Origin of the sequence: Acuticoccus sp. I52.16.1, from assembly GCF_022865125.1 — a bacterium.
Classification (GTDB): domain Bacteria; phylum Pseudomonadota; class Alphaproteobacteria; order Rhizobiales; family Amorphaceae; genus Acuticoccus.
The window spans coordinates 3,398,807-3,414,508 of sequence record NZ_CP094828.1; the positions used below are offsets into that span (position 1 = coordinate 3,398,807).

At 70.0% G+C, this 15,702-nt stretch carries 13 protein-coding genes; 7 read left to right on the forward strand and 6 right to left on the reverse strand.

Annotated elements, in window-relative coordinates:
- Positions 1–118: 118 nt before the first annotated feature.
- Positions 119–1,123: a DUF6473 family protein gene (locus MRB58_RS15335; protein WP_244777993.1), complete on the forward strand. Its 1,005-nt coding sequence runs from the start codon at positions 119–121 to the stop codon at positions 1,121–1,123.
- Positions 1,124–1,238: 115 nt separating this feature from the next.
- On the opposite strand, the gene MRB58_RS15340 is transcribed toward MRB58_RS15335, so the two are convergent.
- The 6 genes from MRB58_RS15340 to MRB58_RS15365 form a co-directional block, all read right to left on the reverse strand.
- Positions 1,239–3,587, reverse strand: a complete 2,349-nt coding sequence (locus MRB58_RS15340) for a transketolase (protein ID WP_244777994.1) — start codon at positions 3,585–3,587, stop codon at positions 1,239–1,241.
- A gap of 72 nt (positions 3,588–3,659) precedes the next feature.
- Entirely contained in the window at positions 3,660–4,652 is a 993-nt protein-coding gene (locus tag MRB58_RS15345) for a nickel/cobalt transporter (RefSeq protein ID WP_244777995.1), read from the reverse strand.
- A 112-nt stretch (positions 4,653–4,764) separates the two neighbouring features.
- A complete protein-coding gene (locus MRB58_RS15350) occupies positions 4,765–5,730 on the reverse strand; it encodes a metal ABC transporter solute-binding protein, Zn/Mn family (protein WP_244777996.1) in 966 nt (321 codons plus the stop codon).
- Positions 5,731–5,734: 4 nt separating this feature from the next.
- Positions 5,735–6,598 (reverse strand): metal ABC transporter permease, encoded by an 864-nt coding sequence (locus MRB58_RS15355; protein WP_244777997.1) that lies wholly within the window; start codon positions 6,596–6,598, stop codon positions 5,735–5,737.
- The gene (aztA, locus tag MRB58_RS15360; protein WP_244777998.1) at positions 6,598–7,344 is read right to left on the reverse strand and encodes a zinc ABC transporter ATP-binding protein AztA; all 747 of its coding nucleotides are present in this window, start codon (positions 7,342–7,344) and stop codon (positions 6,598–6,600) included. The genes MRB58_RS15355 and aztA overlap by 1 nt, the downstream gene beginning before the upstream one ends.
- 95 nt (positions 7,345–7,439) lie before the next feature.
- Entirely contained in the window at positions 7,440–7,844 is a 405-nt protein-coding gene (locus MRB58_RS15365; RefSeq protein WP_244777999.1) for a Fur family transcriptional regulator, read from the reverse strand.
- 326 nt (positions 7,845–8,170) lie between these two features.
- Between MRB58_RS15365 and MRB58_RS15370 the strand changes: the two genes are divergently transcribed.
- From MRB58_RS15370 to MRB58_RS15395, 6 genes are all read left to right on the forward strand, one after another.
- The gene (locus MRB58_RS15370) at positions 8,171–8,767 is read left to right on the forward strand and encodes an ANTAR domain-containing response regulator (protein WP_244778000.1); all 597 of its coding nucleotides are present in this window, start codon (positions 8,171–8,173) and stop codon (positions 8,765–8,767) included.
- Positions 8,764–10,023 carry a CmpA/NrtA family ABC transporter substrate-binding protein gene (locus MRB58_RS15375; protein WP_244778001.1) on the forward strand — a complete coding sequence of 420 codons (1,260 nt, stop codon included), beginning with the start codon at positions 8,764–8,766 and terminating at the stop codon, positions 10,021–10,023. The genes MRB58_RS15370 and MRB58_RS15375 overlap by 4 nt, the downstream gene beginning before the upstream one ends.
- A 314-nt stretch (positions 10,024–10,337) precedes the next feature.
- Positions 10,338–11,735: a CmpA/NrtA family ABC transporter substrate-binding protein gene (locus MRB58_RS15380; RefSeq protein WP_244778002.1), complete on the forward strand. Its 1,398-nt coding sequence runs from the start codon at positions 10,338–10,340 to the stop codon at positions 11,733–11,735.
- Positions 11,736–11,838: 103 nt separating this feature from the next.
- Entirely contained in the window at positions 11,839–12,927 is a 1,089-nt protein-coding gene (locus tag MRB58_RS15385; RefSeq protein WP_244778003.1) for an ABC transporter permease, read from the forward strand.
- 9 nt (positions 12,928–12,936) lie between these two features.
- A complete protein-coding gene (locus MRB58_RS15390; RefSeq protein WP_244778004.1) occupies positions 12,937–14,697 on the forward strand; it encodes an ABC transporter ATP-binding protein in 1,761 nt (586 codons plus the stop codon).
- 5 nt (positions 14,698–14,702) lie between these two features.
- Entirely contained in the window at positions 14,703–15,674 is a 972-nt protein-coding gene (locus MRB58_RS15395) for a GAF domain-containing protein (RefSeq protein WP_244778005.1), read from the forward strand.
- Positions 15,675–15,702 lie beyond the last annotated feature (28 nt).

Here is a 15,702-nt window from a genome sequence, read left to right on the forward strand (position 1 = left end):
CGCCGGGCAAACGTGGCCACGCGCCTGAGGAATAACAACCATCCACGGCGCCGCCGCCCCTTCGCAGCCCGCCCTCGGCTCACTATGATGCCGCTCGACGGAAACAGGACAGGTCTTGATGGGCAACGAGGCGTACCAAGAGCGGGATGCGGCGTTCTTCGATTACAAGCTCTTCGAGCGCTTCGACTTCTCCCTCCGGGGTCCGGAGTGGCCGATCGACGAGCCGGCGGACTTCAACCTCGTCGGATCGGCGCGTGTATTCGGCCGCTTCGTCGACAAGCCGTTGACGACGCTGCTCCAGGACGAGCATGGCATCCGCGCCCACAACCTGGGGACCGCCGGCGGCAACCCCTTCATGTACATGAAACGGCCGGACTTCCTGAACTATCTCGCCACCTCCAAGGCGGTGCCGATCTTCCAGGTCTGCGGCGCGGACGGTCACTCGAACGACTGGTTCACCCGCATCACCGGGCGCACCATGCGGGTGAAGAAGGACGGGCTGGGGCTCCAGGTGGGCACGAACGTGCGCGGCGGCGTCGGCTATCGCACGGCGTTCAAGCAGCTGCCGTTCGCCGAGGTGGTGGAGCAGATCCGCAAGGGCCAGCAGTTCATCCTCGACGATTACAGGGAGCTGAAGGCGGCACTGGGGCGCCCCGCCGTCATCATGTACTTCAGCGACCGGCCGGCGCGGAAACTCACCAAGCGCACCTATCGCGATCTCTTCAAGTTTCCGCATTGTGTCGATCGGGACATGTGGGAGGAGCTGAAGACGATCTTCGAGTACAGCCTGGAGATCGTCAGCGACGACGGTATGCCGTACACGGTGACCGACGGGAAAACCTCGGTGAAGGTGGATCTCTACCCGTCGGAGGCGATGCACCGGACGGCGGCGAACGAGATCGCCAAGCACCGGGACGCGATCATGGCGGTGGCGGATGCCCCGCCCAAGCCGGTGGCGGTGACGCGCAAGCCGCTGGCCGAGGCGCCGCCGCGTCGTGCCCGCAAAGCCGCCAGCCCGGCCGCCGCGTCGGCGCCGACGCCGGTGAGCGCGGAGGTGCGCGAGCGCCGCCGCAAGGCCGCCGAGGCGCGCCGCCAGCGCCGCGAGGTCGGCGGCTCGAACTGACGCGGCCGGCGACGTCGAACGCGCGCGCCGGGGCGGTCGCCATGACGTGCCGCCCATCTCGAGGCGGCAACGTGCCCGGGCGGGGGGCGTTCCCCCGCGCGGCCGACGCGCGGCGCTACACCGCGAGGCCGATGCGCCGGCGTGGGGCCAGCTCGTCGGCCGCCGCGGCGATCCCTTCCGCGTCGATGCCGTAGTGGTGGTAGAGGTCGGCGATGGTGCCGGTCTGGCCGAACGCCTCGACGCCGAGGGCCACCACGCGGTGCCCGGCGACCCCGCCCAGCCAACCGAGCGTCGCCGGATGCCCGTCGAGCACGGTGACGAGGCCGCAGTGGCGCGGCAGGCCCTCCATGATCTCCTCGACGTGGGCGAGGCGGCGCTCGCCGCGACGGCGGGCGGCACGGGCGAGCTGCCAGTCGGTGTGCAGCCGGTCGGCGGAGGTGACGGCGAGGATGCCGACGTCGCGCCGCCCGTCGGCGATGAGGACGGCCGAGTTGATCGCCTCGGCGGTGACGACGCCCTGGACGCAGACGACGACCTCCGCGCTCGGCCCCGGCGCGCGCAGCCAGTAGGCGCCGGCGAGGATGTCCGCCCGCAGTGCCGGGGTCATCGGCCGGATCGGCTGCTCCAGCGGGCGGGTGGTGAGGCGCAGGTAGGTGGCGCGCTCGTTGCCCGGCCCGCCGCTGCCGGCCATCCGGTCGAACGCATCCTCCATCATCACCGTCAGCTCGTCGGCGAAGGCGGGCTCGTAGGAGACGAGGCCGGGCTGCGACAGGCCGATCAGCGGGGTGCCGATGGACTGGTGCGCCCCGCCTTCGGGTGCCAGCGAGATGCCCGAGGGGGTCGCGACCAGCAGGAAGGCGGCGTCCTGGTAGCAGGCGTAGTTCATCGCATCGAGCCCGCGGGCGATGAACGGGTCGTAGAGGGTGCCGACGGGGTAGAGCTTCTCGCCGAAGTGCTCGAACGCGAGGCCGGCGGCGCCCATCGCCAGGAAGTGGTTCATCTCGGCGATGCCGAGTTCGATGTGCTGGCCCTCGGGCGAGAACTGCCACTTCTGCGCCGAGGGGACGCGCTCCTGGCGGAACGAGTCGGCGATTGCCTCGCGCGCGAAGAGGCCGCGCCGGTTCACCCAGGGGCCGAGATTGGTGGACACCGTCACGTCCGGGCTCATGGTGACGACGCGTTCGGCGAACGGGCCGCCGCCACGGGCGAGTTCGTCCAGCACCTTGCCGAAGGCGGCCTGCGTGGAGATCGTCTTGTCCCCCGGCGGGATGAGCGCCGGACGCTCCACCGCGGCGGGCGTGGGGGCATCGCGGCGGGTGCCGAAATAGGGCGTCTGCGCGATGAACTCGCGCACGGCCGCCTCGTCGAGCGCGAGGCCGGCGGCGACGTCCCATTCCTCGCCCTTCGGCACCCCCATCGCGAGCTGGAAGGCGGACATCTGCGGCGGGGTCATCAGCCCGGCGTGGTTGTCCTTGTGCCCCGCGAGCGGCGTGCCCCAGCCTTTGACGGTATAGGCGATGAAGACGACCGGGCGATCATGGTCGATCGACTGGAAGGCGTCGATCACGGTCTCCATGCAGTGGCCGCCGAGGTTGGCCATCAGCCGGCCCAGCTCCTCGTCCGACCGCCGCTCCAGCAGGGCCGCGATGCCGGGTTCGTCGCCGATCTCGGCCGTCAGCCGCTTGCGCCAGGCCGCACCGCCCTGGAACGAGAGCGCGGAGTAGAGCGGGTTGGGGCAGGCGTCGATCCACCGGCGCAGCGTCTCGCCGCCCGCCTCGGCGAAGGCGGCGCGTTGCAGGGCGCCGTATTTGATGGTGACGATGTCCCACCCGAACGCCTTGAACACCTCGGCGATGCGGGCGTACAGCCCCTCTCGCACGACGCCGTCGAGGCTCTGGCGGTTGTAGTCGATCACCCACCAGGTGTTTCGCAGCCCCTGCTTCCACCCCTCCTGCAGGCATTCGTAGACGTTGCCTTCGTCGATCTCCGCGTCGCCCACGAGGGCGATCATGCGGCCGATCTTGCGATCCCCGGACCAGCCCTTCGCGGCGATATAGTCCTGGATCAGCGAGGAAAAGGCCGTCGCCGCGACGCCGAGGCCGACCGAGCCGGTCGAGAAGTCGACGATCGGGGCGCCGCCTTCGCCGCGGTCCTTGGTGCGTGAGGGGTAGGACTGTGCGCCGCCGTAGCCGCGGAAGGCCTGCAGCCGCTCCAGCGGCTCGCGCCCGGCGAGGTACTGGATGGCGTGGAACACGGGGGAGGCGTGCGGCTTGACCGCGACCTTGTCCTGCGGACGCAGCACGTGGAAGTACAGCGCGGACATGATCTGCACCATCGAGGCCGACGAGGCCTGATGGCCGCCCACCTTGATGGCATCACCCTCGCGCAGGTGGTTGGCGGAGTGGATCATCCACTGCGACAGCCACAACACCTTGCGCTCGATCTCCGCCAGCCTCTGGTCCATGTGCGGGTCCTCCCTGGTCCGGAGTGTACCGCCATGATCCGAGGGTGCGCCAGCGGCGAAGGGACGAAAAGGCTATAGTTTCGCGACGAATGGGGCGACCAGGAACGCCGAGGCGACGAGCGCGATGGCGATGCCGGCGAAGAGTTGCAGCAGCGGCACCGCGATGCCGGCATGCTTCACCCCGGCGGCGAAAATCGTCGCACCCCGCGCCGTCGCCGCCGAGATGGCGACCAGGCTGATGAACGCGCCGGTGCCCAGCGCCATCGCGAACGCCGAGACGGCGCCGACGGCGAGGATGTTCATCCGCCATGCCACCGCGAGGACGAACACCGCGCCGGTGCAGGGGCGCAGGCCGATGCCGGCGATCAGCATCGCCGCGTCGCGCCAAGAGCGCAGCGCGTCGGTCTCCTCGATCGTGGGGGCGTGGCGGTGGCCGCAGCCGCACATCCCGTCCTCGTCGTGGTGGTGGACGTGGCGGCCGGTGCGCATCGCGTCCAGCCGGTCGGCCTGCCGGTCCCACACCGCGCGCAGGCCGGTGAGGGCGCGGCGGATGAGTACCACGGCGATGAAGAGGATCGCGAGGTAGCTGAGCGGGGCGAGGATGGTGTCGGTCGCCTCCACCGCCCAGCCGGCGGTGATCGAGAGCAGCGAGAAGCTGCCGTAGACGAGGATGATCGCGGTCAGCGCCTGCGCCAGGCTCGCCGCCAGCGACAGGGCGACGAGCCTCGACGCGCTCGCCCGGCTGGCGACGCCCGCCCCGGCGATGAGGAACTTGCCGTGCCCCGGCACCGCCGCGTGGGCGAACCCGTAGGCGAGCGAGGCGCCGACGAGGCCGAGCGAGGCGAATGTGCTGCCGCGCGCCTCCATCATGTGGCGCATCATCTCGTAGTAGGCGCGCTGCTGGGTGGTGGCCCACTTGGCCGCCTCGACGAGGCCGAGGCCGGAAGAGAGCAGGATCGCCGTCGCCGCGAAGAACGCCAGCGCCAGGACCGCCGCGACGGCGGTGCGCCAATGGCGCCGCGGGTGCGCGGCGACGCGCGAGCCGATGATGGGAACCGTACGCATTGACACCCTCTCGCCGAGCGATCGAACCGAGGCAACATGGTGGCCGTCCGCAGCGGGCGAACGGCCGGGCCGGCGGGCGGCAGGGGCCGCGCCGGCGGCAATGTATCGAACTCTAGGCGCCCTTGCCCAGCGCCTTGACCAGAACCCCGAGGTTGTGGCGCATCATGTCGAGGTAGGTCGCCCCGTCGCCGCCCGCGGGCGACAGGGCATCGGCGTAGAGTTCGCCGCCGAGGGTGACGCCGGTCTCCACGGCGATTTGCTCCACCAGGCGGTTGTCGGCGACGTTTTCCAGGAACACCGCGTCGATCCCCGCGTCGCGGATCTGCGTCACCAGGGCTGCGACGTCGCGCGCGGAGGGTTCGGCCTCGGTGGAGACGCCCTGCGGCGACACGAACGTCACCCCGTAGGCCTCGCCGAAGTAGGCGAAGGCGTCGTGATTGGTGAGGATGGTGCGGGCGTCGAGCGGGATCGTCGCCATCTCGGCCTTCGCCTCGGCGTCGAGTGCGGCGATCGCCTCGGCGTAGGCGGCGGCGTTGGCGGCGTAGGTCTCGGCGCCATCCGGGTCCGCGGCGGCGAGCCCGTCGGCGATCGCGTGCACGTAGAGGACGGCGTTGGAGAGATCCTGCCAGGCGTGCGGGTCGTAGACGCCGTGGTGATGGTGCCCGGTGTGATCGGTGTCGGCGTGGTTCGCGTCGACGTGATCCGCATCGGCTTGCCGGTGGGCGGCCTCGGAGCCTGTGTCGCCGGTGCGCAGCGGGGCGACGTCGCGCGAGGCGACGATGACCGGCCCGCGATAGCCGGAGGCGGCGACGAGGCGCTCCATCCATCCCTCGAGGCTGAGGCCGTTCATGACGATGGCGTCCGCCTTGGCGACGGTCGCGGCCTGACGCGGGGTCGGATTGAAGACGTGCAGGTCGCCGCCGGCGCCGACGAGGGTCGTCACGGCGACGCGCTCGCCGCCGATCACCTCGGTCATGTCGCCGAGGATGGAGAATGTGGCGACGACCTGCAGCGGTTCGGCCGCGTGGGCGGGTTGCGCCGCGGCCGCGAGGCCGAGCGCCAGGAGGAGGGTACGCATCACTTCAAGCTTCCCGGTGAGAGCGTGGCGTATGGCGGGCGAGGAGGCTCCCCTCCGTGCCGGCGATCAGCGAGAGCCCGTAGAGCGCGCCGAGGGCGAGGACGATCGCCGGTCCGGACGGCAGGCCGTACTGGTAGGAGAGCCAGAGCCCCGTGACGCTGCCGGTGGCGGCGACGGCGAAGGCGATGCCGATCATGGCGCCGACCCCGCGGGCCCAGAAACGGGCCGCCGCCGCCGGCAGGATCATGATGCCGACGGCCATCAGCGTGCCGAGCGCGTGGAAGCCGCCGACGAGGTTGAGCACCGCCAGCGCCAGGAAGGCGAAGTGCGCCACCGGCGACAGCCGACTGACGCCGCGCAGGTACGCCGGGTCCAGGCATTCGAGCACCAGCGGGCGGTAGAGGAGCGCGAGCGCGAACATGGTGACGGTGGCGATGGCGCACAAAAGGATCAGCGCGTCGTCGCCCAGCGCCAGCACCGAGCCGAAGAGCACGTGCATCAGGTCGACGTTGCTGCCGTGCATCGAGACGACCGCGACGCCGGCCGCCAGCGACACGAGGTAAAAGGCGGCGAGGCTGGCGTCCTCGCGCAGGATGGTGGAGCGCGACACGGCGCCGGCGGCGACCGCGACCGTCATGCCGGCGACGAGGCCGCCCAGGGTCATCGCCGTCAGCGACAGGCCGGCGAACAGGAAGCCGACCGCCGCGCCCGGTAGGATCGCGTGGGCCATCGCGTCGCCGGTGAGGCTCATGCGGCGCAACAGGAGGAACACGCCGACGGGCGTCGCGCCCATCGACACCGCGATGCAGCCGACGAGCGCGCGCTGCATGAAGGCGAACTCGCCGAAGGGGCCGAGAAGATGATCCATCAGGCGGCGCGCTTGCAGATCGGTGCGGCCTCGTCGAGTGCCTCGCCGACGGCACGGGCGCGGGTGAGGTGGGCGGAGGTCAGCACCGCGGCGCTGGGGCCGTGGGCGATGAGGTCGCGCGCCAGGAGCATCGCCTCGGGAAAGCGGCGGCGCACCTCGTCGAGGTCGTGCAGCACGGCGAGCACGGTGCGCCCGTCCTGGTGCCAGCCGTCGATCACGTCGAGCAGATCGTCGATCGTGCGGCGGTCGACACCGGTGAACGGCTCGTCGAGCAGGATCAGCGCCGCGTCCTGGAGGGCGAGGCGCGCGAACAGGACGCGCTGCATCTGCCCGCCGGAGAGCGTGGCGATGGGCCGTTTCTCCAGCCCGGTGAGGCCGACGCGGGCGATCGCCTTGGCGACCGCGGCGCGGCCCGCCTTGCCGAGCCGGCCGAACGGGCCGATCCGCCGCCACAGGCCGAGCGCCACCACCTCGGCGACGCTGATCGGGAAGGTGCGGTCGATCTCCGTGATCTGGGGCATGTAGGCGGTGCCGGAGCGCCCGGCGGGATTGACGATGCGCCCGGTGATCGGCCGCATCTCGCCGGCGATCGCCTTCAGCAGCGTGGACTTGCCGGCGCCGTTGGGGCCGACGATCGCGGTCAGCGACCCGGCGGGGATCGTCGCCGAGATGTGATGCAAAGCGGGGTGGCGGTCGTAGCCGAGGGTGACGTCCTCGAGGACGAGGTCGGCGGGGGCGGCGGTCATAGGATGGCCCATGCGAGGAGCGCCCACAGGATGGCGGCGGCGGCGGAGGCGACGGCGAGGCGGACCCCGGCGCCGGCGAGGAGCGGCGAGCCCATTCAGGCGGACCGGCAGGCGGCGCAGCGGCCGTGCAGCTCGATGACCTGCTTCTCCGCCTCGAAGCCCTCGCGCTGGACGGCGGCGGCGAGGTGGGTGGCGACCGTCGGGTCGGCCAGCTCGCCGACGACGCCGCAGTCGTCGCAGATGGAGAAGAGCGGGGCGGTCCCGTCATGCTCGGCGCAGCAGGCGACGTAGGCGTTCAGCGATTCGAGACGGTGGGCGAGGCCCTTGTCGATCAGCTTGGCGAGGGTGCGGTAGGCGGTGGGCGCGGCGGCGGTGGGCCGCGCGGCCCGCAACGCGCCCAGCACGTCGTAGGCGCCGACGGGGCCGGTGGCGCTGCGCAGCACCGTCAGGGCGATGCGCTCCAGCTCGCCGATGGTCGGTGGTGGGGCCGCGTGGGTCATGGTGTGTCCTGCGTCGAGGGCTGTGGCGTACAATGTACAGCCCGGCGTACATTATCCGTTTCTGCGCCGATGGCAACCGTGCCCCGACGCTCGTCGCCCTCGGCCCTTCTCTCGGCATCGCTCGTCCCGGCATCGCTCGTGCAACATACTGCTACTCGGCTCGGGTGGCGGTGGGCGCCGCGTCCGCCGGGACTGCGGGGAACCCGCCGCGCACCGGCGCTGGCAAGCCAAGGTTGCTGAAATGCAGGGCGATTGACCGGATGTTGGTCACGGCGATGCACACCATTTGGGGTCCCGATTTTCGCCGATCCGTGGCACCAGAACCCATGCGCGACGCCGGCTTGAAGATTCTGGTCATCGACGAGAATGCCATCCGGGCGGCCATCCTGGAGGAGGGGCTGCGCGAAGCCGGCTTTGCAAACGTCACTATAGTGCGCAACATGGCCAATCTTCTGCGCTCCATCGTCGATGCCGATCCCGACGTCATCATCATCGACCTCGAGAATCCCAACCGGGACGTCCTGGAGCAGATGTTCCAGGTGTCGCAGACGGTGCGGCGACCGGTGGCCATGTTCGTCGGCGAATCGGGGGCGGAGATGATCGAGCGCGCGGTGGAGGCGGGTGTCTCCACCTACATCGTCGACGGGTTGAAGAAGGAGCGGGTGAAGCCGATCCTGGACATGACCCTGTCGCGGTTCAACGCCTTCAATCGCCTGCAGCGCGAGCTGGAGGATACGCGCAAGGCGCTGGAGGACCGCAAGGCGGTCGACCGCGCCAAGGCGCTGCTGATGGAGCGCCGCGGGCTGACGGAGCGGGACGCCTACCACCTCCTGCGCAAGGCGGCGATGAACGAGCACCGCACCATCGGCGAGGTCGCGCGTTCCATCATCACGGCGGCGGACCTGCTGGAGGGGAGCGTGTGACCACCTTGCGCGTCGGCTTCATCCCCCTGGTGGACAGCGCGGTGCTGGTGGCGGCCGCGCGGCGCGGGTTCGCGGCCGAGGCGGGCATCGCGCTGGAGCTGGTGCGCGAGGCGTCGTGGGCGACGGTGCGCGACAAGCTGACCATCGGCCACATCGACTGCGCGCACATGCTGGCGCCGGTGCCGATCGCCTCGCAACTGCAGATCGGCAATCCGAAGGCGCGGATGGTCGCGCCGTTCACGCTGTCGATGAACGGCAACGCGATCTCGGTCTCCAACGCGCTCCATGGCGACATGGAGGCCACCGGGCTGATGGGCGCCCCGCGCGACGCAGCGGCGAAGGCGAGGGCACTGAAGGCGGTGGTCGACAGGCGCGCCCGGCGCGGCGAGGAACGGCTGACCTTCGGCACCGTGCACCCCTTCTCGCCGCACAATTACGAGCTGCGCTACTGGCTCGCCTCCGCCGGCATCCATCCCGACCGCGACATGACGCTGGTCGTCATCCCGCCGCCCTTCGTCGTCGACTACCTGCGCGAGGGGCACATCGACGGGTTCTGCGTCGGCGCGCCCTGGAACAGCGTCGGCATCGACGAGGGGGTGGCCAAGGCGGTCGTCGCGATCGTCGACCTGTGGCACCGCGCGCCGGAGAAGGTGCTGGGCGTGCGCGAGGCGTGGGCCGACGCGCAGCCCGAGACGCTGGACGCGCTGCTGCGGGCGCTGAAGCGGGCGGCCGAGTGGGCCGAGGACCCCGCCAATGTCGAGGAGCTGACCGCGCTGCTGGCGGCCCACGACGTGATCGACATGGACCCCGCGCCGATCCGCGCCGCGCTCACCGGCCGTGTCCCGCTGGGAGACGACGCGCCGGAGCCGATCCCCGGCTACCTCATGTTCGACCGCGGCGGGGCGAGCTTCCCGTGGCGCTCGCACGCGCTGTGGTTCTACTCGCAGATGGTGCGGTGGGGGCAGGCGCCGCTGTCGCCCGAGGGGTTGGACCTCGCCGGCGGCGCCTTCCGCCCGGACATCTACCGCCGCGCGTTCAAGGGGACGGGCGTGGCGCTCCCCTCGGCCAACGCCAAGGTGGAGGGGAGCCTGACGGCCGACGAGCCGGTCGGCTCGACCACGGGGCGCCTGGTGCTGCCGCGCGACGGCTTCTTCGACGGCCGTATCTTCGACCCCACCGACATCAAGACATACGTCGACGATTTCGCCATCGACTCGCGCGATCTGCACGCGGAGTGGGCGCGGACCGACCGCTGAGACCGGCGCCGCGAGGTGTCGCGGTGGGCCAACCGACGCAGAACCTGCGAGAAATCACCGTTCTTGCTGCATCAATGTGCAACTGCACTCTGGTTTTGTTCGAAATTTGGACTGGCGCATTCTACGTAATCTCAGGTAGACAAAGACATCGGCTTACGCTGATACCGAAATTCGCCCCGCCTTCAAGGTTGACGGGCAAACGGCAACGTCGCCGGCTCTCTCGCTCAAGCAAAAGCTTAGTAGCGTGACCAGCCGGCGGCGTTTTTTGTTTTTCCGGACGCGCCAACGAGGGCCGCCGGCTACGGGGACACCACATGACCATTGCCGCGTTCACGCGCAGGACTGTGACTGCGCTTCTTCTCGCCTCCACCAGCCTCGTCTCCTCGGCGGCCCTCGCCCAGGAGACCGTGTGGCTCGACGTCGAAAAGGACGAGCTGACCTTCGGCTTCATCAAGCTGACCGACATGGCGCCGCTCGCGATCGCCTACGAGAACGGCTACTTCGAGGACGAGGGCCTGTTCGTCACGCTGGAAGCGCAGGCGAACTGGAAGGTCCTGCTCGACGGCGTGATCACCGGCCAGCTCGACGGGGCGCACATGCTCGCCGGTCAGCCCCTCGCCGCCACGATCGGCTTCGGCACCGAGGCGCACATCGTCACCCCGTTCTCGATGGACCTCAACGGCAACGGCATCACCGTGTCGAACGACGTCTGGGCCGAGATGAAGCCGAACATCCCGACCGATGCCGACGGCAAGCCGCAGCATCCGATCTCCGCCGCCGCGCTGAAGCCGGTGGTCGACAAGTACAACTCCGCCGGCAAGCCCTTCAACATGGGCATGGTCTTCCCCGTCTCGACCCATAACTACGAGCTGCGCTACTGGCTGGCGGCCGGCGGCATTCATCCGGGCTTCTATTCGCCGGACGACATCTCCGGCCAGATCCAGGCGCAGGCGTTCCTCTCCGTCACCCCGCCGCCACAGATGCCCGCGACCCTCGAGGCCGGCACCATCTACGGCTACTGCGTCGGCGAGCCGTGGAACCAGCAGGCGGTGTTCCGCGACATCGGCGTGCCGGTGATCACCGACTACGAGATCTGGAAGAACAACCCGGAGAAGGTCTTCGGGATGACGAAAGAGTTCGTCGACGAGAACCCGAACACCACGCTCGCCATCGTCAAGGCGCTGATCCGCGCCGCCAAATGGCTCGACGAGAACGACAACGCCAACCGCATGGCGGCGGTGGAGATCCTGTCGCAACCGCAGTATGTGGGCGCGGACGCCGAAGTCATCGCCAATTCGATGACCGGGACGTTCGAGTACGAGAAGGGCGACGTGCGCGACGTGCCCGATTTCAACGTCTTCTTCCGCTACAACGCGACCTATCCCTTCTACTCCGACGCCACCTGGTATCTGACGCAGATGCGCCGTTGGGGGCAGATCGCCGAGCCGAAGTCGAACGACTGGTACGCGGACGTCGCCAAATCGGTCTATCGCCCGGACATCTACGAAGAGGCCGCGCGGCTCCTCGTCGAGGAAGGCTTCCTGAGCGAGGACGAGGTGCCCTTCGGCAGCGACGGCTACAAGGCGCCGCAGACCGAGTTCATCGACGACGTGACCTACGACGGCCGCGACCCGAACGGCTACCTCGACCAGTTCCCCATCGGCCTGAAGGGCGAGCAGAAGGTCGAGGGCACCGAGGTCGTCGGCGGCTGACCGCGCGTCGCGGAGCCGCTCGCCCCGCGCGGCGGCTCCCATGACCGGCAGGGCGCCCGAGCGCGCCCGCACCCAGATCTCCCGCGTTTTTGGAGCGAGACCCATGGCAGTCACCACGACGGGGCCGGATCCGGAGATGATCCGCGCGAAAGAGGCCCGGCGCGAGAAGCGCTTTACCCTCATCAACAAGTCCGCCGGCTGGCTCGGCGTGTTCGGCCTCGGCTTCCTGGTGCCGCTGATGCGGATGGCGGCGGGCGACAGCGCCAAGGCGCAGATGCCCGAGCTGGTGCAGAGCCTCGTCATCCCGCTCGCCGGCATCGTCATCTTCATCGCCGCGTGGGCGGTGTTGGCGCCGCAGGTGAACACCTCGCTCGGCGCCATTCCCGGTCCGGTCGAGGTGGCGCGTGAGGCGGGCGGCCTGTGGGACGCGCACGCCGCCGAGCGCGAGAAGGCGGCCGACTTCTACACCCGCCAGGACGAGCGCAACGCCAAGCTCGCCGAGATGGGAAAGGACGACCGCATCAAGTGGCGCACCTACACCGGCGCGCCGACCTACGTCGACCAGATCGTCACCTCGCTCAAGACCGTGGCGCTGGGCTTCATCTTCGCGACCGTCGTCGCCGTGCCGCTGGGCATCGCGTCGGGCCTGTCGCGGGCCGTCAACGGGGCGCTCAACCCGCTGATCCAGATCTTCAAGCCGGTCTCGCCGCTCGCGTGGCTGCCGATCGTCACCATGGTCGTCTCCGCCACCTACGTCGACGCGTCGGACGCGCTTCCCAAGTCGATGCTCGTCTCGGCCATCGTCGTCACGCTGTGCTCGCTGTGGCCGACGCTCATCAACACCGCGCTCGGCGTCGCCTCGGTCGACAAGGACCTCACCAACGTCGGCCGCGTGTTGCAGCTGCCGACCGCGAAGTTCGTCGCCAAGGTGATCCTGCCCTCGGCACTGCCACTGATCTTCACGGGGCTGCGCCTGTCGCTGGGGGTGGGCTGGATGGTGCTGATCGCGGCGGAAATGCTGTCGCAGAACCCCGGCCTCGGCAAGTTCGTGTGGGACGAGTTCCAGAACGGGTCTTCCTCGTCGCTCGCCAAGATCATCGTCGCGGTGCTGACCATCGGCGTCATCGGCTTCCTGCTCGACCGGCTGATGTACGCCCTGCAGGCCGCCTTCACCTTCACCAGCCAGCGCTGAGGCCCCGTCATGGCGTACCTTGAGCTGCAACACGTCTCGAAGGGCTTCGGCGAAGGTCCGGAGCGGACCGACGTCCTCGCCGACGTCAACCTCGCGGTGGACGAGGGCGAGTTCATCGCCATCGTCGGCTTCTCCGGCTCCGGCAAGTCGACGCTGATCTCCATGATCGCCGGGCTGCAGACGCCGGACGAGGGCAAGGCGATCCTGCGCGGCGCCGCCATCGCCGGCCCCGGCCCCGACCGCGGCGTGGTGTTCCAGAACTACTCGCTGATGCCGTGGCTGTCGGTCGCGCAGAACGTCGCCCTCTCGGTGGACCAGGTCTTCCCGAAAGAGAGCCGCAAGCAGCGCCGCCAGCGCGTCGCCGATGCCGTCGCGATGGTCGGCCTGGCGCACGCCAAGGACCGCAAGCCGGCCGAGCTGTCGGGCGGCATGCGCCAGCGCGTCTCGGTCGCCCGTGCGCTCGCCATGAGCCCGGACATGCTCCTCCTCGACGAGCCGCTGTCGGCGCTCGACGCGCTGACCCGCGCCAAGCTGCAGGACGAGATCGAGGAGATCTGGGAGCGCGACAAGAAGACGGTGATCCTCATCACCAACGACGTCGACGAGGCGATCCTCCTCGCCGACCGGATCATTCCGCTCACCCCCGCGCCGCGTGCCACGCTGGGTCCGGCCTTCAAGGTCGACATCCCGCGGCCGCGCGACCGCACGGCGATGAACTCCGACCCGGAATTCATCCGCCTGCGCGCCGAGGTGACGAACTACCTGATGCAGGTCGGCATGGAGCGCGGCGCCGACGCGTCCGATTCGCTGACGCTCCCCAACATCACGCCGATCGACAAGTCGCGCCCGCCGAAAGCCTACCTCGACGCGGCCGCCTCGCCGCTCGAGCGACGCTACCTCGAATTCTCGGGCGTCAAGAAGATCTACCCGACGCCCAAGGGCCCGCTCACCGTCGTCGACGGGTTCGACCTGATGATGGATCGGGGCGAGTTCATCACTCTGATCGGCCACTCCGGCTGCGGCAAGTCGACCGTCCTGTCCATGACCGCGGGGCTCAACGACATCTCCGCCGGCGGCATCGTGCTCGACAATCGCGAGATCTCCGGCGCCGGGCCGGACCGCGCGGTGGTCTTCCAGGCGCCCTCGCTGATGCCGTGGATGACGGCGCGCGAAAACGTCTCCATCGGGGTCGACGAGGTCTACCCCAAGGCCTCGCGCAAGGAGCGGCGCGAGATCGTCGACTACTACCTCGCCCGCGTCGGCCTGTCGGATGCGGCGGGCAAGAAGGCGGCCGAGCTCTCCAACGGTATGAAGCAGCGCGTCGGCATCGCCAGAGCCTTCGCCCTGTCGCCCAAGCTGCTCCTGCTCGACGAGCCCTTCGGCATGCTCGACTCGCTCACCCGGTGGGAGCTTCAGGAGGTCCTGATGGACGTCTGGAAGCGCACCAAGGTGACCGCGATCTGCGTCACGCACGACGTCGACGAGGCGATCCTGCTGGCCGACAAGGTGGTCATGATGACCAACGGGCCGAACGCCAAGATCGGCCACGTCATGCACGTCGACCTGCCGCGGCCGCGCTCGCGCAAGGCGCTGCTGGAGCATCCCGACTACTACCGCTACCGCCAGACCCTCCTCGACTTCCTGGAGGCCTACGAGGGCGGGGCGACCCCCGACCCCGAGCGGCTGGCCCAGCTCCAGGCGACCGCCGGTGACAGCGTCACCGAGGTCACGCTCTCCCCCACCGATCGTGCCAACCAGGAAGCGGCGTAACCGTCATGAACCTGACCATGCGTGAGGCGAAGGCTGCCAGCGGCAGCGCCCCGGTGATGAAGCGGCCCTTCATCCGTGTGACCGAGGTGTGGGTCCCGTCCGAAGACGGCCCGCTCACCCTGAAGGACGGCCTCTACGGCCCGCTCGACGACTTCGAGCGCGTCGCCCGCGAGACGCGCTTCGCCAAGGGCGAGGGGCTGCCGGGGATGGCGTGGGAGACGGGCGTGCCGATCGTCCTGAAGGACCTCGTCGGCTCCTACTTCAAGCGTGGCGCGGCGGCCGAGCTCGCCGGGCTCACCTGCGCGGTGGCCGTCCCGGTGTTCCAGGGCGACACGCTCAACGCGGTGCTGGTGATGTTCTGCGGCGACGACGCCGAGCACGTCGGCGCGATCGAGCTGTGGCACGCCCCTCCGCGCGACCCGGAGATGGCGCTGGTCGACGGCTACTTCGGCACCGCGGACGTCTTCGAGTGGACCGCGCGGCACGTCAACTTCGTCAAGGGCTCCGGGCTGCCGGGGCAGACCTGGGAGCGCGGCTTTCCGGTGGTGTTCGCCAACCTCGCGTCGCCCCGCTTCCTGCGCTGGGAGAAGGCGGCGAAGGTCGGCATCACGCGCGGCTTCAGCCTGCCGATCCACAGCCCGCAGCCCGGCGTCTACGTGCTCGCCTTCCTCTCCGCGCTGGCGACGCCGATCGCGCGGCGGGTCGAGGTCTGGGTCGCCGAGAACGGCCGGCTGAAGCTCGCCGACGGGTTCTGCGAGCAGGCCGGGCTTCTCGGTGCCGCCCCGCTCGACCTCGCCTTCGGCGAAGGCGCCATCGGCATGGCCGCCACCTCCGGCGTCCCGCAAGTGACCGCGGACCTCTCCGCCGAGCCGGCGGCGATCGCCTCGGCCGCCCGTTTCGCCCAGCTCGACACGCTCGTCGCGCTGCCGGTGTTCGGCGCCGGCGGCCTCGTCGCCGTGGCCGTCTGGTACCTCTGAGGGCGGCTCGCGCGCGCCCCGTTCCCCC